The organism is Vibrio navarrensis (assembly GCF_015767675.1).
In the GTDB taxonomy this organism is placed as follows: Bacteria; Pseudomonadota; Gammaproteobacteria; order Enterobacterales; family Vibrionaceae; genus Vibrio.
Window position 1 is genome coordinate 701,101 of record NZ_CP065217.1, and the last position, 25,050, is coordinate 726,150.

The window sequence follows — 25,050 nt, forward strand, 5'->3', positions numbered from 1 at the left end:
AACACCATGGCGTTTGCCAGAAGGCGCGGTTTAAAACAAAGGCGACATTATACTCAACTGCTAACAAGATGCGAGAGCAATGCCAATGCATCGGTGACCGAAAATAACTGGCATCAAATATGCTTGAAAATTAGACAAAGGACTCAGTCTGTTCCATCGACTAAGCGGCGAAAATCTGGCAACACTATTTCGTCGTTGAGCAAATTAAAAAGGAGATGACAATGGAATCTCTCTACAAAATTGAATCATACAGTGAAGAAGCGGTGAGCATGATTGCTCGCTTTATCCACCGCAAAGGCGGCGTCTGCTACGTTGCTGGTTTTGCGGTGATCACCAATCATCCTTTCAAAGAGCGTGAAGCGGCCACTTTATTGCCGCTGGTGGCGCGAGTAACCGACAATTTAACCGAATGGGATAAAGCGTTTATCACCCATCAGGGACATTAAAAAGCCTTGGCGAGCAAACCGTGTGCTCGCCAACGGCACGTATTCCTGTCGGTACTTACTGTGCTAGCAAAATCTTTTTCAGCAGTTCCGCCAGTTGTGCTTGCTCTTGTTTGTCCAACACACTCAGCATCTGATCCATATTGGCCACGTGTGCTTGTAACGCTTTGTCGATGACGTCAACACCTTGTTCGGTGAGTGACACGCTGCAACTGCGCCTGTCATGCGCACTGGCGACACGCTGCACCAACCCACGTTGCACCAGATGTTCAATCCGTGTACTGACCGCACCGGAAGAGAGCATCAGCGTCTGATACAACTCGGTTGGGGTGATGTCACGGTTGCTGCGACGCATGGTCGCGAGCATATCAAACTCAATGCTACTCAGCTCATGGGCCTGAAAAACCGCTTCTAACTGTTTCTTCCACAGTTCACTAGTGCGTCTCAGCCTTCCGACCACCCCCATGCTGGAACAATCCATATCGGGTTTCACTTCACGCCACTGCGACAAAATCGTGTCGACTTGATCGTTTGCCATGCTTTTCTCTCAACTTAATATCTTTCCAAAAAGATACTTGATCAAAAGTGAATTCTCCATTATTTTTTAAAAAGTATCTTTTGTGTAAGATACTTTCTTATAGCACAAGTCAGGTGAGCCATGAATAAAGTGAATTCGGTAAAAACCATTGTCCTCACTGCTGTTGCGCCATTGGTGTGGGGCAGTACCTATATTGTGACCACGCAAGCCTTACCGCCAGAAAGTCCGTTGATTGCCTCGACCATTCGCGCGCTGCCTGCGGGCATTCTGCTGGTGCTTCTGAGCCGAACTTGGCTGCAAGGCATCTGGTGGGGGCGTCTTGCGACCTTAGGCCTACTGAACATTGGGCTGTTTTTCTATTGCCTCTTTTTTGCGGCGACCTATTTGCCCGGTGGTATGGCGTCTTTGGTGATGTCTTTTCAGCCGATGCTGGTCATGTTCTTGAGTTGGTTCTGGTTGAATGCGCGTGTGACATCAAGGCAGTGGCTGGCGAGTGGCGTAGGGGTGATCGGCATTGCGCTTTTGGTCCTCAATAGTTCGGTCGCTCTGAATCTACAAGGGTTAGTGATTGCCGCTTTGGGGACGTTGAGTATGGCATCAGGTGTGGTGTTGACCAAAAAGTGGGGCCGGCCAAGTGGTATGTCACTGCTGGGTTTTACGGGTTGGCAACTGCTGTTTGGCGGCGTGGCTTTATTGCCAGTATCGCTGTGGCTAGAGGGCATTCCTTCCCAACTGACCCCCACTAACTATCTAGGTTACGGCTACTTGAGTTTGATTGGCGCAGTGCTTGGCTACTTTCTCTGGTTTCGAGGCATCGAAAAATTGCCACCGGTTACTGTTTCGTTTCTCGGCTTTCTCAGTAGTGTCTCGGCCTGTTTTCTTGGCTATCTGTTGCTCAATCAAGCGCTGACTTGGCCGCAATTACTCGGCGCGTGCGCTATTTTACTCGCTATTTTATTGGCTGTGCCTCGCTCTGAGCTGCGAGCCAATCAAACTACTTTACCGTTAAAAGGAATCTAATATGAACATCACTATCGTTTCTGGTAGCCAACGTGCCAACTCGCAAAGCGCCAAAGTGGCTTACTATCTACAAACCCTATCGCAGAAGCATTTCACTCAGGTGAACGTGCTTGATTTGCATCAGCTCAACTTGCCGTTTTGGAATGAAGGGGTTTGGCAGGGCAGTGAAGAGTGGCAAGTGTGGTCGCCCATCGCGCAAATGCTCAAGCAGTCAGATGCCTTTATTTTTATTACACCGGAGTGGCACGGCATGGCAACGCCCGCCTTGAAGAACTTTCTGATGCTAGCCACCGATGATGAACTGGCCCACAAGCCCGCATTGCTGGTCAGTGTGTCTGCCAGTGTCAACGGCGTGTACCCTATCAGCGAACTGCGTATGACGGGCAATAAGAACAATCATGTCTGTTTCTTACCGGATCACCTTATTTTCCGCCAATGCGACACCTTGTTTACTCAAGAGCACAGATGTGCAGACGAGCAACTTCATGCCCGCAGCGAGTACAGAAGTGGCCCCCGATTTTCGGACATGACTTTAAGTGGTCGATCTGTTTTGATAGTACCCAACAATACAGGGACAGATTATGACTAGAAAACGTAGAAACCACTCTCCTGAGTTTAAAGCTAAGGTGGCACTCGATGCCGCTAAAGGCGATAAAACCGTCGCTGAGTTAGCTCAGAAATACAACCTGCACGCTAACCAAATCTCGACATGGAAAAAGGAGCTGCTTGAAAACGCAGCCATGATTTTTGCCACCGAAAATCACACAGGAAAAGAGAATTCCGAAGAAGTGGACAAACTTCACGCCAAGATCGGTCAATTGACCATGGAAAATGATTTTTTGGCCAAAGTGCTCGGTCGTTAGACCGAGCCCAGCGAAAGAGTTCGCTGGTTAAATCCACCCCATTGCCGATAAAGCGCCAGTGTGAGCTGCTCAATATTGCTCGCTCTACCGCTTACTATCAACCCATAGGACTCTCTGCTGAGGAGATTGCGTTGCGCCGTATGATTGACGAAATTCATCTTCAGTATCCGTTTATGGGCAGTCGGCGCATTCGAACTGAGCTGGCTAAGAAGGGTCATAGCGTTAATCGTAAGCGTGTTGTTCGACTCATGCGCGATATGGGGATTGGGGCGATTTACCCCAAGCCCAAAACGACGCTGGCGAACAAAGCACACAAGGTGTATCCCTACCTGTTGCGTGATATCGAAGTCACTTACCCAAACCAAGCTTGGGCGATTGATATCACGTACATCCCAATGGCGAAGGGGTTCCTGTACCTCGTTGCTATTATCGACTGGTATAGCCGCAAAGTGCTGGCTTGGCGACTATCCAACACCATGGACACGAGTTTTTGTATCGAAGCGCTTGAGGAAGCGCTGAAGCATTATGGGCCACCTGATATCTTTAACTCAGATCAAGGCAGCCAGTTTACCAGCACAGAGTTCACACAGAAGTTAATTGAACATGACATACGTATAAGCATGGACGGGAAAGGCCGCTGGGTTGACAATGTTTTCATTGAGCGATTATGGCGAAGCCTGAAATATGAGGAGGTTTACTTAAAGGCTTATACCACGCCCCGTGAAGCCGAGCTTGAAATCGGCAACTACATGGTGTTTTATAATGAAGAGCGTAACCATCAAGGACTCAATAACCTCACTCCTGATGAGGCCTACTTCGGTAGGCAAAGATACGCAGCATGAGCTGGGTCAACCACTTAAGAAATGAGCTTATGCGTCCAACCATTGGGGTCCACTTCTCTATGCATCATTTCTGATTGGTTGCTTGGCAAGGTGATCAATTATCGCAGCTAGAAAGCCCTAACGGACTTTCAGATGCCGAAGTTTCTTGCTGGCTAGCTCTTATAGGTAATAAGCTTTATTAGTAAGAATTCCACTGGTTAAGCGGACAGAACCCTTGGGGTTACAAATAAATGTGGTCTTACCGCCAGCAATGACTTTCTCTACAGCATCATGTTGATGCCCTGCTACCCAATACCTAGCTCTTGAGATCAACTGATTACTCAACCCTGCATGGTAGTAAGGAGCATAAACACTGTTGGCATTTGCTTCTACGGCGAAAGCTTCTTTGGAAGGAAGATGATGTGAAACAACAAGATCAACTTTTTCTGGGAGGTTATTAACGAACGCTTTGTACTGCTCTTCAATCATTTGATGGCTGATGTACTTTGTATCATTCATCAGTTCTGAGTACGCATCAATCAGTGCAGACGAGTATGTGTGGATAGGAAACCAAAGAGTTCCTCCATAAATGCTACATCCATCTAAATCTATTGACTCATTATCCAGAAAAAACAAATTCTTAGTTGTGTCACTATGCACCTTAAGCTTTTCTATTGGGGAGTATCTACTGTCTGTGGAGCTTATTGAATCTTGTTTGCGCAGATAGCCAGAACGGTAAGATTTACTTTTACTGCTGTACCACTCGTGATTTCCTGCAACGAGGATAACGGCTCTAAAGTAAGAGCAAAGAACATTTTTTATATACGCAATGCCATTGAGCGCGTTGGCAGTATCACCTGCGATAATCAAGACAGCGTCATCATCGAAGTTATGCCAGAAGCTTCGATGGATGCCGTGTAAATCTAAGTGCAAATCAGATACCGCGTAAAATTTCAATTTATCCACCTAATAGGGGCTTGTAGAAGCCGAAGCCTCGGTTTCGAATAGTATATCTTGAGAAGAGGCAGAATTGGCAAGCAATCCATTTTTGAATAGCAAAACCTGCCCATTGTTGCTTTTCTTCATTAGCTATGTGAATGCTATTTAACTTGAGCCATGCTTTCTTCAGGAAGATAGGTACAAGCGAAAGTACAGATGAACATCACAGGCGTGGGTGATTAAAACTAGCAAAATCACGCAATCTTAATTAATCTGATCTCATAATTGTTAGATTTTGAGATGAAAATCATGTCAGGTAAGTATTTATCACCGCCAGAGTGTCCGTTTAGTACGATTGGTGACGTTTTGTTTGCGATTGGTAATCAAGGACTTAATCCTAACGACTATACAGATTACATTAACCCGTTATCTGGTGATTACTATTCATTTAACGAGTTTAGGCGCAGGGTAAAGTCTGGCTTGGATGTCAAATATTGTTGGTGGCTAACTCGTTTGTCCCGAGATAGAACTTTGATTGAGCTAACACCATTAGAAGACAAGCCATTGCCTCCTGGCTTACCTGAACAAGTGATTCAAGCACTATTAAACTCTCCTGACTATATACAGTATTGCAGATTCAATAACTTGCACGAGTTTGGTCGTGTGTTATCACAGATTGATCGACATACCACGCATAGTGCAATGCTGGGTATCCTAGAACAAATTGGTGAACGGGCGCATTTTGAGCATCTAGCGAATAACCTTGTGGATGATGAAGCGATATCGAGTAGTCAATTGGAGGGAGCGGCTACGACGACAATCCTTGCGAAAGAAATGATTAGAAAAAAAAGGAAGCCTCGTACTGACGATGAACGAATGATTTTTGGAAATTTTGACTTAATGCAAATAGCTTGGGAGCTTAGGGATGAGCCGTTCAGTATTGAGTTAATCAGAAATTTACACAGCGCTGGAACAAAAACGCTAGAGCAAGAAAAATATACCTCAGGCTTATTTAGAGCGACGGATGATGTTGCAGTTGTTGATGCTGAAGGGGAGGTTGTTCATCAACCACCTAAACACGATGACATGGAAAGGTTACTCACTCGGGTCGTGAATTGGTTAAATGCTAATGGCAGCGGTGTTCATCCTGTTATTCAAGCCATCACACTTCACTTTGTCATCGGTTATGTTCACCCGTTTCGAGATGGTAACGGGAGAGTCGCTAGGGCTTTGTTTTACTGGTATATGTTTAAATCTGGTTATACAGGCTTTCGTTATATTGCGATATCAGCATTGCTTAAAAAAGCTCCAATTCAATATGGTGTGAGCTATCTAGATACGGAGCACGATAACTTAGACCTAACGTACTTTATTAAATATCAGCTGAAAGTTATCAGTCGCGCCATTGATGAGTTTGTTTCCGTTTATGAACGAGCGGCACATCGAATGCAGGAGTTGGAAGAGCGATATTCTGGTTTAGAAGATATTGAGAGAAAGATCATCGGGTTTGTGTCTGGTGAGCCTCGTTACCGTAAAAAGCCAACGGTAACAGCGAGGGAAGTCGAAAGTTTACTAGGTATTAGCTACAACAGCGCGAAGCAAAAACTTGACGGTATGGTTACAGCAGGAATACTAAAATCTGAAAAAATTGGTAAATCCACAGAATATTTCTTAGCGTGAAAATTGAAATTTGAGCAAGGCACCGTGTTCGTTCGTTGTAAGGAGAGCTAACTAATGAGCTTGAAAAGATAGCAACGAAATGTCGTTTCGAGTTCTAGTTTTTGAGAATCAAAACTAAGAGTAGTATTTGTCGGCGTTCATTTTTCGGTTTGTTCATAAAAAATGAACAAAAGAATAAAATGAACGCTTGATGTGGTTCTTATCTTGATGAGATCTCGCTGGCGTATAGGTGGTTATGGCATTTAGGACAGATTGGTTTACTAGGTAGCGTAACTTGCCACTGGCATTGACACATGATGCACTCAAATTGAGCTGAACGCCTTGGCACAGGTTCTGGCTGGATAGCTTTCGTTGCTGGTTGCCATGAGTCGGAACGATGAAGCTTGAAACTCCTGTGGTTGCGATGGCGGGTGTTGGTCATTAAGAAGACTCGGAGTAGGGGGCGGAGTGTACCGAGATGCTTTTAAGGATAATCGCTCAGTCGCTTCTTGCTTCAATTGAACGTAGCGTGGGTGAAATACCCACACTTTAGATTCGAAATCGTGTTGAAGGTAATCTTTCAGTCTATCTAGTTGCCGAATCCCTGAGACTTTATCACTTGTAAATAGGTGATGTGTATCATCCAGCTTGATTTCGAGTATACCGCATTGCCTGTTATGTGGAGTGAGCAATTCACTTGGTAGTGGACGGTTTGGGTGGGTAAAGTAAACAACAAAGGTGAAATTACCGACTTGGCCCATTACGTCTACAATACATTTCTCAAACGAAGCTTCTTTATCGACGTTATCAAGTAAGATGGTGGATGACTTAGCAACCAAAAATTCTTCTTTGAAGCACTTTCCTTTCACTTGTTTTGTGTAAGCGCATCATAAACCCCGCATTCTAATCGTCTAGCCCGAATAATAAGATCAAACCTCCAACCCAAAGGAGATTTGAAATGGCCAAACGACGCACTAACCAAGAATGGCGAACCCTGTTCGAACACTATGAATCCAGCCAGCTATCACAACGATTATTCTGTGAACGTAACGGACTGAGCCTTTCCACTTTTTACGCTAAGCGCCAACAGTTAAAGCACATCGAAAAACCGAACACGGTTGGCTTTGTTAAAGCAGAAGTCGTTGAAAAGACGACAAAGTATCAAGCCACTCACGTTGTCGTTGCCAACATGACACTACTTGTAAACAATGTTGAACTGAGCATCCCACAAGGCACACCAGCGACCTATCTCGCAGAGCTTATCGGTGCGTTATCATGAAACGCATGCTCAGCGCTCCAAAGATTTACTTGTATCGTGAAAGCGTCGATTTTAGAAAGTCCATCAACGGCCTCGCTGCGATTATCGAAAATGACACCGACTTGCCCTTGGGCAGCGGCGCACTGTTCCTGTTCACCAACAAACAGCGCGACAAAATCAAAGTGTTGTACTGGGATAAAACAGGCTTTGCTCTTTGGTATAAGCGCCTTGAAAAAGCCAAGTACAAGTGGCCATCAAAAGAGCAAAATGAGGTGTTTACCCTAACTCAATTCGAGCTTGATAGACTGCTTTCTGGCTTCACGATTATCGGCCATAAACCCGTTAGAATAAACGATTTTACAATGACTTAAGCGATAATAAAGTCTTATCCACCAAGCATTAACGGCATGATTTTAGTATCATCAATGCCATGAAAAAGACGCCAAATATCAACCCAGAAAGCCAAGATGTTGCCGAGCTACAAGCGATGGTGAAAGCACTGTTGGCGTCAGAAAACCAATTGAAACAAGAGCGCCAATCGCTGCTTGAACAACTCAAACTTGCCTTCGACCGTCAGTTCGCTAAACGCTCGGAGGCGTTAAAGCCTTACAATGAATCACAAGGTGACCTCTTCAACGAAGCGGAATGTGAAGCCGCTAAGGAAGAAGAGGTTGAAGTTGTCACAACGACCATCACAACGAAGAAACGCGGTAAACGTCAGCCACTGCCAAAGACCTTGCCTCGTGAGGTTATCGAACTCGATTTAGACGACGATGAAAAGCAGTGCGCTTGCTGCCAACATAGTCTGCATAAAATCGGTGAAGACCGTAGCGAGAAACTTGAGTTCACACCTGCGGTACTTAAAGTGTTGGAATATGTTCGTCCTAAATATGCTTGCCGCCAATGCGAGCAAACTCAGGACAACAGCCGCATTGTTCAAAAGCCAGCGCCGCAAAGCATTATCCCGAAGAGCTTCGCCACAGAAAGCTTGTTGACCAATATCATCCTCGGCAAATACCAATATGCGATGCCACTTTACCGTCAAGAATCCCTGTTTACCCAGTCGGGTATCGAACTCTCACGAACCACCATGGCAAGGTGGATTATCCAAGTCAGTGAGAAGTTCGCTCCACTTTACGCGGCCTTAAAAACGCACCTACTTGAGCAAGTGGTGATTCAGGCGGATGAAACGCCGCTCAATGTCCTCAAAGAAGATAAACAGTGTTATATGTGGCTTTACTGCTCGGGCGCAGACTCGCCAGATGCCGCCCTCCCTAATGTGAGAAATATCGTCTTGTACGACTATCAAAACAGTCGAGCTAGGGCGTGCCCTGTTGCCTTCTTGGGGGATTACAGTGGTTATCTACAAACCGATGGCTATGGTGTTTATGATGGGCTTCATCTCGTCACCAATGTCGGTTGCTTCGCGCATGCTCGGCGCAAGTTCATGGAGGCGAAGAAGCTTCAAGGCAAAGGCAAGTCAGGTAAAGCGGATAAAGCGCTGGCCAAAATCCAGAAGCTTTATGGAATAGAATCACGCTTAAAAGGTGAGTCTGCGGAAAAACGAAAAGCAGAGCGCCAAGAGCATGCTAAGCCGATACTGGATGAGCTTTATGAATGGATGACAACTCAGAAAGTGCTTGAGTCTAGCCCGCTGGGTAAAGCGATAAAATACACGCTCGGCCAATGGCCGAAGCTCACCCGCTATATCGATGACGGTCACTTATCGATAGACAACAACCGAGCTGAACGCGCAATAAAACCGCTGGTTATTGGGAGAAAGAACTGGCTCTTCTCGACCAACCCTAACGGGGCGGAAGCGAGCGCGATGCTTTACAGTATCGTCGAGACAGCGAAAGCCAACGGCCTTATCCTTTACGACTACATGGTCAAGTGCATGCAGGAGTTAGCGAAAGCGGAACCTGATATCGATGCACTCCTGCCTTGGAACTTCAAACACTAACAATATCGCCCCGTGGGTTCATGGGGCGGATACTGTTTTGTTAGATAACTCCTGTATTCAGGAAGAACAATAGCTATACCTGTTTCTATCACTTGTCTAGCCATCATGCGCACAGAAACAAAAAAAGAAAAATCACATTCTTTATCAGTTCCTTCAACCTTGCGGCTCGCATGAGCAAAGTGCCATTGCTTTTCTTCACCTTGTCTCGCAATCAGTGGTGTATGGCAAGAAGGGCATATACAGCCGCAATTTTTCCCTCGCACAACATCTGCGACATCAACGAATGTCTGATCTTGAGTTCTTAAGCCGAAAGGCACATGTTGAAGCATCATCAAAACGTGAATAACTCTTAATTTAGCGACAGTATGTACTGATTTTAGGCAAAAATGCTTTATAAATATGTTAGATAGGTTATGAATTGTGCCTTTGTTTTCGTATTGTCTTTTGTACAATCGATGATTAACTGCATGAAAATGATGTAATTGTCGGGGCTAGATATGGATGAGCTTGAGCTAATTGAGCAAAAGATTCATGAGCTGAAAAAGGAGCTGGCTCAACTTGAACAGCAGAAGCAGCGTCTATTGACGCAGGAAGCGATTAACAAGAAGCCTGTATGTGAAATGTCACCTCAACAAAAACTGTCTATCTATCAGAGTTATTTTAAAGGCAATACTCAATGCTATGCGCATAGGTGGCAGAATCAACAAGGTAGAAGTGGTTATGCGATCGCTTGCGAAAACGAGTGGCATCAAGATCTATGTGGCAAACCTAAAATAAAGTGTTTGGAGTGCCCCAATCAAGCATTCAAGCCGTTAGATGATGCCGCTATGTACTGAGGGATCCCCTCATAATTTCCCCAAAGCATAACCATGTTTGAATAGATTTTGAGCAAGCAGGGTTGCAGCCACGAGTAAGTCTTCCCTTGTTATTGTGTAGTCAGAATGCCGCAAAACTTCCATGCCTAAGCGCACTGTTGAGAGTACGTTTCGATTTCTGACTGTGTTAGCTTGGAAGTGCTTGTCCCAACCTTGTTTCTGAGCATGAACGCCCGCAAGCCAACATGTTAGTTGAAGCATCAGGGCGATTAGCAGCATGATATCAAAACGCTCTGAGCTGCTCGTTCGGCTATGACGCAGGCCCAGACCGTAGGCAGGACTTTTCAAGTCTCGGAAGGTTTCTTCAATCTGCATTCGCTTCGAATAGATATTAACAAGTTGTTTGGGTGTTCGAATTTCAACAGGTAAGTTAGTTGCTAGAACCCATGGCTCCTTTGCCGACGCAGAGTAGATTTTAGGTGACGGGTGGTGACAATTAGTCCGTGTCGAGCGCTGATTTTTTCGGCCTTTAGGGCGAGATTTATACAATAGAATTTGGCATGAGATTGGATTGCTTTTAGTCAGCCTCTTATAGCCTAAAGTCTTTGAGTGACTTGATGATATGTCGTGTAAGTTGCTGATAGGTTTGCAGTTTTCCGCTACTAGGTCTGCATATTGTACTTTTCCTCTTACTCGACTTAACCAGTACCAACCCAGCTTCTCAACGGATTTATACCATGGCACTTTAAAGCCAGCATCACTGACAATGAGCGGTGTGGTGTTACTCGGTAGAATGCTTGCAAGGTCGGCTAGAAATTGGTCATGAGCTTTCTTTGAACATTGCTCTGAAAGCGGGAACGCTTTCTCATAAAGAGTAACAGAACGACCGTGTAGTGCGACTGAAGCTCGCAATACCATAAGCCGTTTTTGCTCACGAATATCAGACCAGTCAACAAGTACAATAGGCATCGTATTGCCCGAACAGATAAAGCTAGCATGCCAACGGTATACAGCGAGTCGCTCTTTGTGGAGGTGACGATTACCTAACAATCGGTCGATTCGTTTGATGTTATGTTTTGTTCTCGCTTTGGTTGGCAGGTTACGGCCAAGTTCGGTAAGAGTGAGGGTTTTACAGTCAAGCAATGCGTGGCAAGCCAACGTTAAGCTGTTGAGTCGTTTTAAGTGTAATTCGGGGCAGAATTGGTAAAGAGAGTCGTGTAAAATATCGAGTTCGCACATCTTGTTGTCTGATTATTGATTTTTGGCGAAACCATTTGATCATATGACAAGATGTGTATCTACCTTAACTTAATGATTTTTATCAAAATCATTAGGGGATTCCTCAGCACAATGTATTAGCTTGCTGATGCTACTTATCGTCGCATTGGGGACGACTACGTCTGCGATAGGTGAGTTTCGTTCTCATAGCTTGTCGGCGATATCGGTTATCGATAGTGACCATGCAAACTCCCATTCCTCCAGCCATTCACATGACGTCGATGATGAGTATTCATTTCAACATGATGCGAGTAATCATAATCACACGTATGACAGTGCAACATTAAAAGCGCTGAGTCATTCCGTCTTTACGAGAGTGATGGTGTCAACCTATGGCAGGCAAGTCAGCGGAACGCCTATCCATAAACCCTTCAAAATAGAGCGTCCTCCAAGAGCGTTGTTGTTTACTTGATAACTGCCGCAATCAGCGGCTAAAGAAGATTCAACAAACAATGGAGTTACTATGAACTTACTTTCTTTACGCGAAGTGAGTACGTTGCCTATCGGTATGGCGACGTCGCTTCGTAAGGGGATGCTTTATCTCATTCTCGCCTTACTCATGGTAATGAGCACTGACGTTTTTGCTCATGCTGTGGCACAGGGTGACAAAGGTTATATCCAAGAAATCACAGGCACCAGTATCATTGCGTTTATGTATCTAGGTGCGAAGCACATGGTGACAGGATACGATCATATCCTGTTTCTATTTGGAGTGATTTTCTTCCTCTACAAAATGAAACACATCGCGTTGTATGTGAGCCTTTTTGCGCTCGGACATTCGTCTACCATGCTGCTTGGTGTGTACTTTAATATTGGCATTAACAGTTACATTATCGATGCCATCATCGGGTTATCTGTGGTCTACAAGGCAATGGATAACTTAGGCGCGTTTCAGCGATGGTTTGGCGTACAGCCCAATACAAAACTCGCAACCTTGTTGTTCGGGTTCTGTCATGGTTTTGGGTTGTCGTCGAAGATCATTGAATATGATATTTCTCCTGACGGATTAATTCCTAATCTACTGGCGTTCAACATGGGTGTAGAAATTGGGCAATTGATTGCCCTAGGCACCATTTTGATTGTGATGGGCTTTTGGAGGCGACATACCAGTTTTTATCGTCAAGCCTACTCAGTCAATGTCGTTATGATGAGCTTTGGTTTCATGCTTATCGGTTATCAACTAACGGGCTACGTTGTTGCTCAGTAAAAAGAAAAAGGAATCAATCATGTACAACACAGATATGCCAAATCGTGCCGAGCTACCGACAACCAAACAGCTTGTTCGCTCAACCTTTATTGCTCTAGGAACCGCTATTGTACTGCTCATCACCGTCATTTTGCCTGCTGAGTACGCTCTTGACCCAACAGGAATGGGCAGAGCGCTGGGATTAACTGAAATGGGTGAGATTAAGGCTCAATTAGCCCAAGAAGCAGAAGAAGACCAAGCTAATAGTGCAGTCGTAGACGCCACTAAAGCGGTTCAAAACGAGCCTGTTAAAGCGGAACCTGAAGTAGCACCTCAACAACTTGAGGTGTCTTCTACAAAACCTGACGTTGCTGTTGCAGTGGAGCCAGTTTGGAAAGACAAAATTATGCTTTCACTGAAACCAGGCCAAGGTGCAGAAGTTAAGTTGGTCATGGAAAAAGGCCAAATTGCTCAATTTGAATGGACATCGAAAGGTGGCCCTGTCAACTACGACACTCATGGTGATGGCAATGGAAATTCGATTAGCTATGAAAAAGGCCGTGGCGTACCTGACGATCAAGGTGAGTTAGAGGCTGCTTTCACGGGTAATCACGGCTGGTTTTTCCGTAACCGTAACGACAAAACAGTGATGGTTATCTTGAAAACGAATGGTGATTACGCAGAAATGAAGCGTGTTCCGTAATTAAGCTAAGTCTAGCCTCTACGAAGATGAGTTTCGTAGGGGCTATTTAATATGATTCGCTTATAAATATGGTTACTTGAACACAGCTAATTTAAGGTTAACGGTATGAAAAAACAGAAGAGTCCTTGCATCGATCTTTGCGATTTCTCGAATCCTAAAGGTTGGTGCTTGGGTTGTGCCAGAACTCGTGATGAATGTCAGAAATGGAAAACACTGAAACCTTATGCTCTCAACATCCTAAAGAAAGAACTCCAAAAAAGGATGTCACAAATGAGAAGTGAGCGTAGCAAGTATTGAGTTTAACCGCCTCTTTGGCTGTTAGGCCTTTGAACTGGGGGTGTTTCTTCATGTTTACGGGGTAATGTCGCAATAGCTGCATTGCGTCTTCTGCATCGCGTCTGCGAATTAAAGGGAGATGGGATTTTCCAACTAAATCAAGAACGGTTTTGCACTTAGCTTTCAGCATTCCAACGGCCTTAGGAGAAATATGCTGAGCCTTATAGAGACAAAAGCTGCGTATTTCGGTGATTGCGATCGCTCGTTTCCGCTGTTTTTCAAGCAAGTTGTCGTCTTTTTTACAATTTAGTAACGTGAATGATTACGCTGCACACTTTTCAGGGTTCAAGTACACCTCATCGATATAACTCCAGTCTCTCGTTTGCCGACTCCATCTGCCTGGATGAGTCAATTGAGCACGTCGGTAGACTTGCATACGCTGTCGGAGAATTTCATTATCCTCCCCGCAATGCCTCTGCTGAGGTGTTACATACTTTATGCCACTGTGTTTATGCTCATTGTTATACCAATCAACAAAATTACCAACCCAACACCGAGCGTCTTCAATGGAAGAAAACCCATCCATTGGCCATGAAGGACAATACTTTATTGTTTTGAACAACGACTCAGAGTATGGGTTGTCATTGCTTACTCTTGGCCTAGAGTAAGAGCTTGCAATCCCAAGGTCATACATCTTTGCAAGCATGGTGTAACTTCTCATAGGAGCACCGTTGTCAGAGTGCAAAGTAATGTTGCCTTGCACACACTTTTCCCGCCATGTTGTTCTTTGGAGTAACTCCGCTGCATATTCGCCTAGCTCCTGATCATACACTTCTGCACCTACTACTTTTCTACTGAAGATATCCATTATCAAATAGAGGTAATAGTGCTTCCCTCGTATTTTCGATGGCAGATAACTGATATCCCAGCTCCATACCTGATTTGGTTTGCAGGCTTTTTGAACCTTTGGTCGAGAAGGACTTGTGCCAGCTTTGTTACGAGTTCGCTTACCTAGCTGGTTGTTTGCTTTTAATACACGATAAAATGTGGACTCTGAGGCAATGTAAATGCCTTCATCAGCCAACATTGGAACGATGATATTCGGAGGTAAATCGGCATACTCTGGTGTATTGCAGATATCTAATATCTGCTGCCTTTCGGCTTCTGATAGCTTATTATGAGGCTCGTGCTGCCGAGGATGCTGACGCATATCACTTGTGATTTCGGCAGAGTTCCGTGTCCAACGCTGGAACGTTCGTATTGATAACCCAACGGTGGAACAAGCCTTTGTCTTTGTTGCCCCTTTACGTACAGCTTCATCAACAAGTGTGACTATTTTAAGCCGCTCTGAGATAGGAATAAGTCTTCCTCGTTGATTTCCCAGAGGGCATTGAACTTTTCCCGCAAAACCAGTAGCGCAGCCGTTTCAGCAAGTGCTTTATCTTTACGTGCCAACTCCTTCTCCAACGCTTTTACCTTTCTGCGTTCATCACGTAGTAGCTTATTTTCTTTGTGTGACATTGAAGCCGATGTTGTACTCTGCGCCTTGATAGACAGTGCTCGCCAGGTTTTAACGTCATCGACAAATAACCCTTTAGACCTACAGTATTCAGCTAACTCGCGTTCAGACATTGTTGCAGTTTCAATCACTATGAAAAATCTCTGCTCCGCTGAATAATCAGTAGTAGCATTTTCTAAGGGCAGCTCTGTAGACAATAGGCCGCTTTCAACAAGTTCATTTCTCCACTTAGATACCACGGATGGACTCACATCTAATTCTTTAGCAATTCTTCGATGAGACCAATTATATGGTGGTAACAGCCAAGTTTGGCCTTTCGTTTTCACATCAATTGGAACTGGATTGGCTGGCATAGTTATCTCCTTAAAAATCTAGGCGACAACTATGCTGACACAGGGGGGAAATGACTGATCGGAATGCTCCGAAATACGCAAAAAGCGCTCTAGCATCTTTTCTGGGCATAACACCTTAAGCTTTTTCTGTTTTGCTGGTGGGTGCTTTTTTTCGTTATGAATGGGTCTGACTTGCTTTGGTGCTGTGGTTGTAGTCGGGGATATGATGGTGCGACGAACCTGTATCTCTAGTTCTAATGCTAAAAGCGTAGCTTTATCTTTGCATGATGTTTTTAGCGAGCGTTTAACTTCACGAAGCCCGTCAAATAAGTGTCGATGCTCAGATGGGATTTGATAGCGAAACTGCCAAATGCCAGATTTTGAAATAGATAAATAGCGCATGTTTTAGTACCAAAATGTAGTACAAACAGCCTAATATTGAAGTGGTGAATACAAAAAGGGCGATAACTCAAAGAGTTACCGCCCTTTCCAAACGTTTGGTGGAGCTGGGGGGATTTGAACCCCCGTCCGAAAATCATTCATCATTGGTACTACATGCTTAGTCGATCTTTAATTTCACTACCACCTGCGAACCGACACGCGAATGAATAGCTAACCTGAATTGTTTCTCACGCTTCATCCCTCAGGTGGGGGAATCCACGCCAGCTTGATTTGGTTTGACCCCTCGTTGTTCCCCGTCTTACAAGCGGAAGCTAGGGCGAGAGGGCTCTGAGCAGGGTATTAAGCTGCTAGTGCGTAGTTTTCGTCGTTTGCGACTATTTTTTTGCGGTTTGTTAACGAGGCCTACCGCACCTCGGCATGCACCTCAGACTGCAAAATTCCCGTCGAATCCAAAATCAGCCCCAAGGTATTTGGCGCATACTACCAGAAAAGCCCTGCTTGTCCAGTAGTATACGTCTAAGTGGTTAAGTTTAACGCAGTGAGCTCTTCATTACTCGAGCTTTTTGGCGTTGCCAATCGCGATCTTTAATATCTTCGCGCTTGTCGTGCAGCTTCTTACCTTTTGCCACACCAATTTTGATTTTCACCCAAGAATGAGACCAGTAGAGTGAAAGAGCTGCTAACGTCATGCCTTCGCGGTTGATACGCCCAAGCAAATTATCAAGTTCACGACGGCTCATCAGCAGTTTGCGCACACGGGTAGGGTTAGCTACTACGTGTGTCGATGCCTGATTCAAAGGAGTGATAGTCATGCCACTAACGAAGGCTTCGCCGTCACGCATAAAAACGTAACTTTCAGCGATATTGGCTTTACCTTGGCGAAGCGCTTTCACTTCCCACCCTTGTAGCTCCATGCCAGCTTCAATTTCATCTTCGATGAAATACTCGTGACGAGCTTTTTTGTTCAGCGCGATAGTGTTGCTACCGGCTTTTTGTTTTGAGTTTTTATTTGCCATAGTGGGCTTATTATACGGCGTGCAACTTTGATAGGAAATGCTTTTATTTGCGCTGGCTGAGAATAAAAGTAAAATTGTGCAGGTCGTAAAAAGAATGTCCCTGAGAGGAGAAGCTATGAAGCAAGTCACCCGTTCTGCATTGGTCTCTTTTAGTGCAGAACAGATGTATGCCCTGGTTAATGATGTGGCGAAATACCCTGAATTCTTACCAGGTTGCTCAGGTACACGAGTGATTGAATCGCTTGAATCGAGCATGATTGCTTCCGTGGATGTGGCAAAGGCGGGAATCAGCAAAACATTTACTACCGCTAATACATTAACTCCCGGGGAATCGATTCTGATGACCTTAGTCGATGGCCCTTTTAAGACGTTACGCGGCGGTTGGTTTTTTACCGCCCTTGATGAGCAAGCCTGTAAGGTAGAGCTCAAACTGGAGTTTGAGTTTTCTAGCAAAATGATCGAACTGGCGTTTGGTAAAATCTTTAATGAACTCACCGGCAATATGGTGAATGCGTTTACGCAACGAGCGAAGCAGGTGTATCTATGAGCATTGAAGATGAAATGATCCACGTTGAGGTGGTCTATGCGTTACCACAAGAGCAGCGAGTTCTTAAGTTGGTGGTAAAACAGCAGGCGACGGTGGAAGAGATCATCCGCCAGTCTGGGGTGTTGGAACTGTATCCTGAGATCGAATTGAGCAAAAACAAGGTGGGAGTATTTAGCCGAATGGTGAAACTCAATGCCACTGTGCGCGATAAAGATCGGATAGAGATCTACCGTCCGCTGTTGGCAGATCCGAAAGAGATTCGCAGGAAACGTGCAGAGCAACAGAATCGCTAGCGCGAAAAGTCGGCTATTGCCCTTGTTCCGTTATGGAATTTGACTAATTAGCAATAAGAAATCCCGGCAAGTACTGACTGCCGGGTTTTTATTAGAGGCGGTGCTTGGGAGTTGAGATTAACGAATTTCTTCGAAAAAACTGTCACTGGCGGGAAAATCACCCGCGATATCGACCAATGTCCCTTCGTTGTTAAAGTTCACAATCAGATTCTTTTGTACTGATGCTTGGTGCCCTTCGGTGTGGTGATAGATGTAGTACCAAGTATTTGGGTAACCGTTTTCAACCAACATGGGCGAACCCATGACAAAGCGTACTTGAGTTTTGGTCATACCAAACTTGAGTTTGTCTACTGCTTGTTGCTCAACATAATTGCCTTGGTTAATATCGATTCGATAAACCAGTTTTTCCAAAACTGAACACCCTGTCAGCATCGTCATTGCCAACGGTAGGGCAACCAACCACTTCTTTAATTGCATAGCTAAATTCTTAGTAACCTCAAAAATACTGCGCCAGATAATAAACAAGCTCAGTGCAGATGTAAAAAGCTCTCTGTAATGTATCGGTCATTCTGACAGTGAATTTTGAGATCAGTTGCAATTATGTGTCAAAAAGCCAAGTTAAGGGAACTTGGCTCCAATAGCGGATTTTAGGCAGCGATCAAGAGCTCTTTGGCGTTTGCGAGCGTCGACTCTGTGATTTGGCTACCGCCAAGTAAGCGCGCTAGTTCGGATACTCGCTGCTCTTGATCCAGTAATCGCATCTGCGTTTCTGTGGTGCCGTTTTCGCTGTGCTTGGCGACAAACATCTGCTGGTGGCCGCATCCTGCTACTTGTGGTAAATGGGTGACACACAACACTTGAGTGGATTCTCCCAACTTGCGCAGCATTTTGCCTACGACCGCCGCAGTAGGGCCGCTGATGCCGACATCCACTTCGTCGAAAATTAGGCTTGGTGTGTCGACTTTTTGTGCGGTTATCACCTGAATTGCTAAAGAAATACGCGACAGTTCCCCACCAGACGCCACTTTGGCGATTGGTTGCAAGGGTTGGCCTGGGTTGGTTGAAACCAAGAAACAGACGCTATCTAACCCCAATGGTGATGGATGCGTTCCTTCATTGCTGACCTCAATACTAAACACGGCTTTTTCCATGCTCAGTTCATGCATGCTTTGCGTGATGAGTTTGTTTAACTCTTTGGCGTAGCGGCAGCGAGATTTATGCAGTTTTTCCGCGCATTCAAGAAAACGGTGATATTTTTCCTCGACGTTGGCAGCTAGTTCATCCATCTTCTCATCGGAGCAATCTAATGCTTCGATCTGTGCCAGCAGTTCCTGATGATGTTGGTACAACTCTTCTGGCAAAACATGGTGTTTACGAGAGATAGACATCACTTTAGAAAAGCGCGCTTCTACATAGGCAAGTCGCGATGGGTCAACATCTATGTTGTCTAGATAGCTGCGTAATTCGCTATTTGCCTCTTCAAGTTGAATGATGGCTTCTGCGACCATATCCGGTAGAGCTGCCAGCTTAGGATCCAATTCAGCCAATTCAACAAGTGCATTGCTGGCACTTTGTAAAATGCCAAGCGCATTCACTTCCTCGCCTTCGTATATCAGTTCAATTGCCTGCTGGCAGGTACTAGCCAACTCTCCGCTGTTAGAGAGACGTTTATGTTCTTGTTCAAGCTCAATAAACTCGTCTTCGCCGATAGCAAGTTCATTGAGTTCTTTAATTTGATATTCCAGCAGTTGTTTTTGAGCCTGATTCTGTAAGCTGTTTTCTTTAAGCTGTTTGAGATGATTATCCGCTTGTCGCCAGCTTTGATAGGCGACACGAGTATTTTTCAACAGGTTTAAGTGACCTGCGTATTGGTCGAGCATTGCCATTTGATGTTCACTTTTCATCAACTGGTGATGAGCATGCTGGCCATGGATATTGATCAATAACTGCCCTAAAGCTTTCAATTGAGAAAGTGGAACCGGGCTGCCGTTGATAAACGAGCGTGAACGACCTTCTTTAGTCACAATGCGGCGCAAAATGCACTCACTACCATCCAGTAGTTCGTTGTCTTCAAGCCAACGTGAGGCGTGAAGATTGTTATCCAGTAAAAATGCAGCGCTGACCTCGGTTTTTTCTTCGCCGCGTCGGACCATGCTCGCTTCGGCGCGACCTCCGAGACACAAGCCCAATGCGTCGATCGCGATTGATTTACCAGCGCCGGTTTCACCGGTGATGGTGGTCATTCCTTTAGATAGCTCGAGTTGTAAAGACTTAACAATGGCAAAATTATTAACACTTAGATGAGCCAGCATTTTGGTTTACCTGTATAACTGAACAATACTGTATGTAAAATCAGTATATACTGTTTCTTTATACAGTAAAGTTGTGTGAGAAAAAATTTGTGAGTCAGATTTTATTTCTCGCCAACTTTCTCTTATCGGAAACAAAAAGATCGAACACAAAAAAAAGGTTGATGAGTCACCATCAACCTTTCCATCTATGCGTTTCAGTCAGCTAAAAAAGTTTGCTCGACCAACCAAGTTTCTTACGCAGAACATGGTAATAGCTGTAATCTTGCGGGTGAATAAGTCGTAGTCGATTTGGGCTTTGATAGATGTGGATCTCGTCGCCCGGAGAGACGGGCAGGGAGACTTGTCCATCACAGCTGACCTCTTGCGTGCCCCGATTATCTGGAGAAACCAGCAGTTTGATTCTTCTATTGGCATCGACAACCAGTGGGCGGCTCGATAACGTATGCGGAAACATTGGGACTAAGGAAATGGCGTTCAAACTGGGGGACAAAATGGGGCCACCGCCAGAGAGTGAGTAAGCGGTGGAACCGGTTGGTGTTGAGATAATCAGGCCGTCTGAGCGCTGAGAAAAAGCGAAAGTGTCGTCAATATACACTTCAAACTCAATCATATGCGCGATTTGCCCCGGGTGAAGCACGGCCTCATTTAACGCTGCGTTGTGACTTTTTACCTGCCCATGACGATGAATTTCCGCTTCCAGCAGAAAGCGTTCTTCTTCGATGTATGCTCCGTTCAAAACCGCTTCGAGCGCAGCTTGAAAATCCTCTGGATTGAGATCGGTTAAAAAGCCGAGATTACCTCGATTGACGCCGATCACTGAGATGTTGAAGCGAGACAAGATTCTTGCTGCGCCCAGCATATTGCCATCCCCGCCAACGACAATCGCCAGATCGGCTTTTTCGCCTAATTCAACCAAGCCCGAAAAGTGTGAGGCGGGGACGTCATCCAAAATATGCGCTAGCCTGTCATCAATAAACACTTGATAGCCGAGTGAGGTTAACCAGTGATACAAATCGCGATGCGTTTGTATCGCTTTCTGATCTCTGGGTTTTCCGATAATAGCGATCACGTTAAATGGTTTTTTCATAGCTTTTCCGCGTTAAAGAGGCTTGAATCGGGCGTTATCATCCCCATAATAATGGCAAGTTAGCCACTATTGCGAATTTTTGTGAAGTTAAAGCCAGTTACATAGGCTTGGCTTTAAAGGACAAAGTGTTGAATTCTGGAGATATCATGAGCAACGAAGAAAATAAAATCAACGAAGAACAGCTAAAACAGAACGAATCTGCGGACATCGAGGTAGATGCTGTTGGTACGGATGCTGATATCGAATGGAACCAAGCAGAGGAAAGCGACGAAGCGGCAGCGAAAATTGCTGAGCTGGAAGCGGCACTGCTTGCAAGTGAATCTCGAGTAAAAGAGCAGCAAGATGCGGTGCTGCGTGCCAGAGCGGATGTGGAGAACATGCGTCGTCGTAGCGAACAGGAAATCGATAAAGCACGTAAGTATGCGCTGAACAAGTTTGCTGAAGAGTTATTGCCTGTTATCGATAATTTAGAGCGTGCGATTCAAGCGGCGGATGCGGAAAGTGAAGCCGTGAAGCCATTACTTGAGGGCGTTGAACTGACGCACAAGACGTTTGTCGATACCGTTAATAAGTTTGGTCTGAAAGAGATCAACCCTGAGGGCGAAGTGTTCAATCCAGAATTCCATCAAGCGATGTCTATTCAGGAAAGCCCAGATCATGAGTCAAATACTGTGATGTTTGTGATGCAGAAAGGCTATGAACTCAATGGACGTGTGATTCGTCCGGCGATGGTCATGGTTGCAAAATAAATCACCATCATCAATTATGAAAAGAGAGGCATAGTCCTCTCTTTTTTGTTTGAAATCGATGAGCGAAAGCTTGTTAATTAAGGGAATTCTAAATTTTCTCTGTTTGGAATTGGAAAATCCTACGCTTTCAGGTGTTTAGAGGTTAATGCTGTTTTGGTGAGCTAAATCTGATGAAAATTTCAACTTGCTCAATGTAACACTTTTGTAAATAAACACTTCGAATTGTTATTGGTGTGTGTATTATGCGCGGACGTTTAGCGCCTTTGGTGACATAAACGACTTCATAATGATAAATACCCAACACAACAATCTGGAGTGGAACGATGGATAAATCGCTCTCGTCAAAAATTTTTATAGGCTTGTTTGCTGGCCTGCTGCTTGGTTCTGCCATTCAATATCTTTTTCAAGGAATATCGCTGTTTGATGTCTATTTGTTAGGCTCAGCAGAAGGCGCGGGCGGGATGTTCGTTTCGCTCATTAAACTGCTGGTTGTTCCTCTGGTTTATGTCTCGATCGTCTGTGGCATTGTTGATCTAAAAGACATCTCCGCTTTTGGCCGTTTAGGCACGAAAACTTTTGCGCTTTACATCATCAACACGGTTATCGCGATTGCGGCGGCCTTGACGGTCGGGATGATCTTCCAACCCGGCGCGGATGCCAATCTAGTCGGTACTGTTGCGCAGTCGGTGAAACTGACGACGACAGAAACCCCGGATATCTTCTCCTTGGTGGTCAATATTGTTCCGAGTAATCCGGTACAAGCCTTTGCCAATGGCGACATGTTGCAAATCATCTTTATGGCGATTTTAACTGGCTTGGCGATTCAGGCATTAGATTCACGCGGTGGTCCGGCGATTCGTACTTTTAAACTGGCCAATGAAATCATGATGAAACTGGTTGGTCTGGTGATGAGCTTGGCCCCTTACGGCGTATTTGCATTGATGACCCAACTGGGCGCTACGCTGGATGCGCATACGCTGATGTCGGTAGCAGGTTACGTGGCATTGGTTGTCGCTATGCTGGTGTTCTGGATTTTCGTTTTCTACCCAATGGTCGTGGGCATGACGACCAGTGTGTCACCCAAGCAATTTTTGCGCGCGACTCGTGAGCAAGTGCTGTTTTCTCTCTCCACGGCGAGCTCGAATGCGACGATTCCTGTCACCATGCGCACGTTGACAGAAAAACTGCAGGTATCCAAGTCGGTGGCGGGTTTTGGTGTTCCACTGGGCGCGACCATGAACATGTCTGGCGTTTCTATCTATATTGCACTCGCGACCATTTTTGTTGCCAATGCGTTTGGTCAGCCAATCAACTCCGCAGATCTCTTCACGCTTGGTCTGACGATTCTGCTGCTTTCAATCGGCGCAGGTGGTGTACCTGGCGGTGGCGTGGTGATGGTCGGCGTTCTGCTGCATCAACTGGGTTTGCCACCTGAAGGTCTGGCGATTATCGCCGCGGTTGATCGTATCAACGATATGTTCTGTACCTCGTCAAATGTGGTTGGTGACACGGCGGTGAACACCATTGTGGCCAAAAGTGAAGGTGAACTGGCTCGTGATGAAGAGCAAACCGAACTGGCGTCAGAATCACGCTGAACTGCCCTTATCAAGTGACATAAATCAAGCGAAGCCAGTAGGCTTCGCTTGATATTTTGTTTGGCTGGACTAGGCTCGCTGTGCACGAGGTGTGAAGCTAGTGTTGATGCTCTTGCTCGACAGTGCCTACCCAGGTCATTAAGTTAGGCGCAAAGCTTAAGTTGTGTTTAGTTACTTCAGCCGTAACAGGGTTTACTTCGAGAAGCTGGTTGTTGATCGGGTCGGTCACGATGAGATGGCCAGTACGCTTATCTTCTGCCAGAGCAAAATTGGGTTTATCGGCTGAACTAGGTAGTTCGTTCCATAGCGAGATCGATTTATACAGAGAAAAGTTGTTCTCTGCCGACAGGAGATGCAGCGTACCGGCGGTAGAGAGAATCACGAGGTAGTCACTGCTTTGGCTAATAAGCTGCGCTTTTTCATTTTCTGTTTGTTGCCACTTAACTTCTTTGAGCTGACCAGCTTGAATTTGAAACAGTTGCTGGCTTGCCGAAGCGTAAGCGAGCAACGTATCTGCTTCATAGTCGCCTAGAATGCTGCCAAAGCGACTGCCCTCGGCCAAAGCGCTCGGATTGGCTAACTTGGTGGAAGTGACATTACCGTCTTGGATTTGAATATGCACGACGCCATCGCTGCAACCAAAAGCCACTTGAGTTTTGCTTTGAGCGCTGCCATGTAAAGCGGCACACTCTTCTGGCAGGAGAGCCACATCATGGAAATGATCGCCGTGTAGATGCGTTTGCAGCACTTTGTTCGGCAGGGCTGGGTTTGCGGCATTCTCGACAATCCCTGTGAAAACGTGTTCACCTAGTACTTGCGCTGTACCATGCACAGCATAGTTAAAGCGGTACGTTGCCAACGCCTCTGCATTGGCGATGGTAGACTCTCTGACTACCCGAAACTCGGCGTTTTCTCCACTGCCTGCGTTACCGTCAAAAAAGATCGCAGCGACGTTTTTGCCGAGATCGTAATGCGTGGGTTTGATGCCTTGATACTGATTACTGAGTAATTGAGGCGCTTCGGCGTGCAAGTGGAAATGGTCGCCGTGTGCTTCAGCTTCAAGGCCGCTATCAATGATTTCAACCAAATTTTGGTTACGCTGCATGGCTAAAGCATAGCGACCATTTGGGCTGGTTTTGAGGCCCGAGGCCGCATTTTGCAAACTGAACTGCGCCATAAGATCCCAATTTTTTCCGCCATCCAAAACGTAGATACTGTTGCTGTTTTGTTCTGTGACCACCAAGCGGCTCATTGCCGTTTGCGTCTCTCCCGAGTCTTGCTGTTGCTCACTCTCAGTTTTGTTTTCCCCTTCACTACACCCGCTGAGTACGAGCGCCAAGGCGAGAGACATTGCCGTACGTTTACCATTGATGTTTAACAGAGACTGCATCAAATATTCCCTTGATTCGATTGATGAAATAACCCCACACAATTCA

The 25,050-nt window shown here is 45.4% G+C and carries 27 protein-coding genes and 1 other RNA gene; 16 read left to right on the forward strand and 12 right to left on the reverse strand.

Annotated elements, in window-relative coordinates:
- Positions 1–221: 221 nt before the first annotated feature.
- Entirely contained in the window at positions 222–446 is a 225-nt protein-coding gene (locus I3X05_RS03085; protein ID WP_045570567.1) for a hypothetical protein, read from the forward strand.
- A 55-nt stretch (positions 447–501) separates the two neighbouring features.
- Here I3X05_RS03085 and I3X05_RS03090 read toward each other — a convergent pair whose 3' ends face one another.
- Positions 502–981: a MarR family winged helix-turn-helix transcriptional regulator gene (locus I3X05_RS03090; RefSeq protein ID WP_045570566.1), complete on the reverse strand. Its 480-nt coding sequence runs from the start codon at positions 979–981 to the stop codon at positions 502–504.
- Positions 982–1,101: 120 nt separating this feature from the next.
- Here I3X05_RS03090 and I3X05_RS03095 point away from each other — a divergent pair, with 120 nt between their 5' ends.
- The 3 genes from I3X05_RS03095 (at position 1,102) to I3X05_RS03105 (ending at position 3,706) form a co-directional block, all read left to right on the forward strand.
- A complete protein-coding gene (locus I3X05_RS03095) occupies positions 1,102–2,001 on the forward strand; it encodes an EamA family transporter (protein WP_045570565.1) in 900 nt (299 codons plus the stop codon).
- A gap of 1 nt (position 2,002) precedes the next feature.
- Positions 2,003–2,590 (forward strand): NADPH-dependent FMN reductase, encoded by a 588-nt coding sequence (locus I3X05_RS03100; protein ID WP_337970952.1) that lies wholly within the window; start codon positions 2,003–2,005, stop codon positions 2,588–2,590.
- A protein-coding gene (locus I3X05_RS03105; protein WP_337970625.1) for an IS3-like element ISVpa4 family transposase occupies positions 2,583–3,706 on the forward strand; the annotation gives its coding sequence in 2 pieces (ribosomal slippage) (positions 2,583–2,835 and positions 2,835–3,706; 1,125 coding nt in all). The genes I3X05_RS03100 and I3X05_RS03105 overlap by 8 nt, the downstream gene beginning before the upstream one ends.
- A gap of 159 nt (positions 3,707–3,865) precedes the next feature.
- Here I3X05_RS03105 and I3X05_RS03110 read toward each other — a convergent pair.
- Complete coding sequence (locus I3X05_RS03110) at positions 3,866–4,642, reverse strand: metallophosphoesterase (RefSeq protein ID WP_045571289.1); 777 nt, start codon at positions 4,640–4,642, stop codon at positions 3,866–3,868.
- Between the two features lie 291 nt (positions 4,643–4,933).
- Here I3X05_RS03110 and I3X05_RS03115 point away from each other — a divergent pair, with 291 nt between their 5' ends.
- The 4 genes from I3X05_RS03115 to tnpC all read left to right on the forward strand — a co-directional run bounded on the left by I3X05_RS03115 (position 4,934) and on the right by tnpC (position 9,504).
- Complete coding sequence (locus tag I3X05_RS03115) at positions 4,934–6,304, forward strand: Fic family protein (protein ID WP_045571290.1); 1,371 nt, start codon at positions 4,934–4,936, stop codon at positions 6,302–6,304.
- 937 nt (positions 6,305–7,241) lie between these two features.
- Entirely contained in the window at positions 7,242–7,562 is a 321-nt protein-coding gene (gene tnpA / locus I3X05_RS03120; RefSeq protein ID WP_045569184.1) for an IS66 family insertion sequence element accessory protein TnpA, read from the forward strand.
- Complete coding sequence (gene tnpB, locus I3X05_RS03125; protein WP_337970604.1) at positions 7,559–7,912, forward strand: IS66 family insertion sequence element accessory protein TnpB; 354 nt, start codon at positions 7,559–7,561, stop codon at positions 7,910–7,912. The genes tnpA and tnpB overlap by 4 nt, the downstream gene beginning before the upstream one ends.
- 59 nt (positions 7,913–7,971) lie before the next feature.
- Complete coding sequence (gene tnpC, locus I3X05_RS03130) at positions 7,972–9,504, forward strand: IS66 family transposase (protein ID WP_193277853.1); 1,533 nt, start codon at positions 7,972–7,974, stop codon at positions 9,502–9,504.
- On the opposite strand, the gene I3X05_RS03135 is transcribed toward tnpC, so the two are convergent.
- Entirely contained in the window at positions 9,501–9,956 is a 456-nt protein-coding gene (locus I3X05_RS03135; RefSeq protein WP_242401994.1) for a competence protein CoiA family protein, read from the reverse strand. The genes tnpC and I3X05_RS03135 overlap by 4 nt on opposite strands.
- A 45-nt stretch (positions 9,957–10,001) precedes the next feature.
- Here I3X05_RS03135 and I3X05_RS03140 point away from each other — a divergent pair, with 45 nt between their 5' ends.
- Positions 10,002–10,340 (forward strand): TOTE conflict system archaeo-eukaryotic primase domain-containing protein, encoded by a 339-nt coding sequence (locus I3X05_RS03140; protein ID WP_045569718.1) that lies wholly within the window; start codon positions 10,002–10,004, stop codon positions 10,338–10,340.
- Between the two features lie 9 nt (positions 10,341–10,349).
- Here I3X05_RS03140 and I3X05_RS03145 read toward each other — a convergent pair whose 3' ends face one another.
- A complete protein-coding gene (locus I3X05_RS03145; protein WP_337970953.1) occupies positions 10,350–11,558 on the reverse strand; it encodes an IS4-like element ISVsa5 family transposase in 1,209 nt (402 codons plus the stop codon).
- A gap of 502 nt (positions 11,559–12,060) precedes the next feature.
- Here I3X05_RS03145 and I3X05_RS03150 point away from each other — a divergent pair.
- From I3X05_RS03150 to I3X05_RS03160, 3 genes are all read left to right on the forward strand, one after another.
- Entirely contained in the window at positions 12,061–12,804 is a 744-nt protein-coding gene (locus I3X05_RS03150; RefSeq protein ID WP_045571301.1) for a HupE/UreJ family protein, read from the forward strand.
- Positions 12,805–12,823: 19 nt separating this feature from the next.
- Positions 12,824–13,486 carry a hypothetical protein gene (locus I3X05_RS03155; RefSeq protein WP_045571302.1) on the forward strand — a complete coding sequence of 221 codons (663 nt, stop codon included), beginning with the start codon at positions 12,824–12,826 and terminating at the stop codon, positions 13,484–13,486.
- 105 nt (positions 13,487–13,591) lie between these two features.
- On the forward strand, positions 13,592–13,783 hold the full coding sequence (locus tag I3X05_RS03160; protein ID WP_082069733.1) for a DUF1289 domain-containing protein: 192 nt from the start codon (positions 13,592–13,594) through the stop codon (positions 13,781–13,783).
- 301 nt (positions 13,784–14,084) lie between these two features.
- Here I3X05_RS03160 and I3X05_RS03165 read toward each other — a convergent pair.
- The 4 genes from I3X05_RS03165 to smpB all read right to left on the reverse strand — a co-directional run bounded on the left by I3X05_RS03165 (position 14,085) and on the right by smpB (position 17,031).
- Positions 14,085–15,634, reverse strand: a protein-coding gene (locus tag I3X05_RS03165; protein WP_413470581.1) for an IS3 family transposase whose coding sequence is annotated in 2 segments (ribosomal slippage) — positions 14,085–15,166 and positions 15,166–15,634 — 1,551 coding nt in all. Because the reading frame shifts where the segments join, the coding sequence is not laid out codon by codon here.
- 18 nt (positions 15,635–15,652) lie between these two features.
- Entirely contained in the window at positions 15,653–16,015 is a 363-nt protein-coding gene (locus I3X05_RS03170) for a DUF6538 domain-containing protein (protein WP_226972347.1), read from the reverse strand.
- A 96-nt stretch (positions 16,016–16,111) separates the two neighbouring features.
- Positions 16,112–16,478, reverse strand: a transfer-messenger RNA (tmRNA) gene (ssrA, locus tag I3X05_RS03175).
- A gap of 67 nt (positions 16,479–16,545) precedes the next feature.
- Positions 16,546–17,031 carry an SsrA-binding protein SmpB gene (gene smpB, locus I3X05_RS03180; protein WP_337970954.1) on the reverse strand — a complete coding sequence of 162 codons (486 nt, stop codon included), beginning with the start codon at positions 17,029–17,031 and terminating at the stop codon, positions 16,546–16,548.
- Between the two features lie 115 nt (positions 17,032–17,146).
- On the opposite strand from smpB, the gene I3X05_RS03185 reads away from it, so the two are divergent.
- Together I3X05_RS03185 and I3X05_RS03190 are read left to right on the forward strand one after the other, a co-directional pair.
- Complete coding sequence (locus I3X05_RS03185) at positions 17,147–17,578, forward strand: SRPBCC family protein (protein WP_039424339.1); 432 nt, start codon at positions 17,147–17,149, stop codon at positions 17,576–17,578.
- Complete coding sequence (locus I3X05_RS03190) at positions 17,575–17,871, forward strand: RnfH family protein (protein WP_045570707.1); 297 nt, start codon at positions 17,575–17,577, stop codon at positions 17,869–17,871. Before I3X05_RS03185 ends, I3X05_RS03190 begins: the two co-directional genes overlap by 4 nt.
- Positions 17,872–17,988: 117 nt before the next feature.
- Here I3X05_RS03190 and bamE read toward each other — a convergent pair whose 3' ends face one another.
- The 3 genes from bamE to nadK form a co-directional block, all read right to left on the reverse strand.
- On the reverse strand, positions 17,989–18,348 hold the full coding sequence (gene bamE, locus I3X05_RS03195) for an outer membrane protein assembly factor BamE (RefSeq protein ID WP_045570706.1): 360 nt from the start codon (positions 18,346–18,348) through the stop codon (positions 17,989–17,991).
- A 170-nt stretch (positions 18,349–18,518) separates the two neighbouring features.
- Entirely contained in the window at positions 18,519–20,183 is a 1,665-nt protein-coding gene (gene recN / locus I3X05_RS03200; RefSeq protein ID WP_045570705.1) for a DNA repair protein RecN, read from the reverse strand.
- Positions 20,184–20,385: 202 nt separating this feature from the next.
- Positions 20,386–21,270 (reverse strand): NAD(+) kinase, encoded by an 885-nt coding sequence (gene nadK / locus I3X05_RS03205; protein ID WP_337970955.1) that lies wholly within the window; start codon positions 21,268–21,270, stop codon positions 20,386–20,388.
- 146 nt (positions 21,271–21,416) lie between these two features.
- On the opposite strand from nadK, the gene grpE reads away from it, so the two are divergent.
- Positions 21,417–22,019 (forward strand): nucleotide exchange factor GrpE, encoded by a 603-nt coding sequence (gene grpE, locus I3X05_RS03210; RefSeq protein WP_039428747.1) that lies wholly within the window; start codon positions 21,417–21,419, stop codon positions 22,017–22,019.
- A gap of 323 nt (positions 22,020–22,342) precedes the next feature.
- Complete coding sequence (locus I3X05_RS03215) at positions 22,343–23,614, forward strand: dicarboxylate/amino acid:cation symporter (protein WP_337970956.1); 1,272 nt, start codon at positions 22,343–22,345, stop codon at positions 23,612–23,614.
- Between the two features lie 97 nt (positions 23,615–23,711).
- On the opposite strand, the gene I3X05_RS03220 is transcribed toward I3X05_RS03215, so the two are convergent.
- On the reverse strand, positions 23,712–25,004 hold the full coding sequence (locus I3X05_RS03220; RefSeq protein ID WP_045570702.1) for a hypothetical protein: 1,293 nt from the start codon (positions 25,002–25,004) through the stop codon (positions 23,712–23,714).
- Positions 25,005–25,050 lie beyond the last annotated feature (46 nt).

Bases quoted from the DNA above. Each gene is read 5' to 3' on its own strand.
- I3X05_RS03085 (WP_045570567.1), top strand. From the start codon at position 222: ATGGAATCTCTCTACAAAATTGAATCATACAGTGAAGAAGCGGTGAGC.
- I3X05_RS03090 (WP_045570566.1), bottom strand. From the start codon at position 981: ATGGCAAACGATCAAGTCGACACGATTTTGTCGCAGTGGCGTGAAGTG.
- I3X05_RS03095 (WP_045570565.1), top strand. From the start codon at position 1,102: ATGAATAAAGTGAATTCGGTAAAAACCATTGTCCTCACTGCTGTTGCG.
- I3X05_RS03100 (WP_337970952.1), top strand. From the start codon at position 2,003: ATGAACATCACTATCGTTTCTGGTAGCCAACGTGCCAACTCGCAAAGC.
- I3X05_RS03115 (WP_045571290.1), top strand. From the start codon at position 4,934: ATGTCAGGTAAGTATTTATCACCGCCAGAGTGTCCGTTTAGTACGATT.
- tnpA (WP_045569184.1), top strand. From the start codon at position 7,242: ATGGCCAAACGACGCACTAACCAAGAATGGCGAACCCTGTTCGAACAC.
- tnpB (WP_337970604.1), top strand. From the start codon at position 7,559: ATGAAACGCATGCTCAGCGCTCCAAAGATTTACTTGTATCGTGAAAGC.
- tnpC (WP_193277853.1), top strand. From the start codon at position 7,972: ATGAAAAAGACGCCAAATATCAACCCAGAAAGCCAAGATGTTGCCGAG.
- I3X05_RS03140 (WP_045569718.1), top strand. From the start codon at position 10,002: ATGGATGAGCTTGAGCTAATTGAGCAAAAGATTCATGAGCTGAAAAAG.
- I3X05_RS03145 (WP_337970953.1), bottom strand. From the start codon at position 11,558: ATGTGCGAACTCGATATTTTACACGACTCTCTTTACCAATTCTGCCCC.
- I3X05_RS03150 (WP_045571301.1), top strand. From the start codon at position 12,061: ATGAACTTACTTTCTTTACGCGAAGTGAGTACGTTGCCTATCGGTATG.
- I3X05_RS03155 (WP_045571302.1), top strand. From the start codon at position 12,824: ATGTACAACACAGATATGCCAAATCGTGCCGAGCTACCGACAACCAAA.
- I3X05_RS03160 (WP_082069733.1), top strand. From the start codon at position 13,592: ATGAAAAAACAGAAGAGTCCTTGCATCGATCTTTGCGATTTCTCGAAT.
- I3X05_RS03170 (WP_226972347.1), bottom strand. From the start codon at position 16,015: ATGCGCTATTTATCTATTTCAAAATCTGGCATTTGGCAGTTTCGCTAT.
- smpB (WP_337970954.1), bottom strand. From the start codon at position 17,031: ATGGCAAATAAAAACTCAAAACAAAAAGCCGGTAGCAACACTATCGCG.
- I3X05_RS03185 (WP_039424339.1), top strand. From the start codon at position 17,147: ATGAAGCAAGTCACCCGTTCTGCATTGGTCTCTTTTAGTGCAGAACAG.
- I3X05_RS03190 (WP_045570707.1), top strand. From the start codon at position 17,575: ATGAGCATTGAAGATGAAATGATCCACGTTGAGGTGGTCTATGCGTTA.
- bamE (WP_045570706.1), bottom strand. From the start codon at position 18,348: ATGCAATTAAAGAAGTGGTTGGTTGCCCTACCGTTGGCAATGACGATG.
- recN (WP_045570705.1), bottom strand. From the start codon at position 20,183: ATGCTGGCTCATCTAAGTGTTAATAATTTTGCCATTGTTAAGTCTTTA.
- nadK (WP_337970955.1), bottom strand. From the start codon at position 21,270: ATGAAAAAACCATTTAACGTGATCGCTATTATCGGAAAACCCAGAGAT.
- grpE (WP_039428747.1), top strand. From the start codon at position 21,417: ATGAGCAACGAAGAAAATAAAATCAACGAAGAACAGCTAAAACAGAAC.
- I3X05_RS03215 (WP_337970956.1), top strand. From the start codon at position 22,343: ATGGATAAATCGCTCTCGTCAAAAATTTTTATAGGCTTGTTTGCTGGC.
- I3X05_RS03220 (WP_045570702.1), bottom strand. From the start codon at position 25,004: ATGCAGTCTCTGTTAAACATCAATGGTAAACGTACGGCAATGTCTCTC.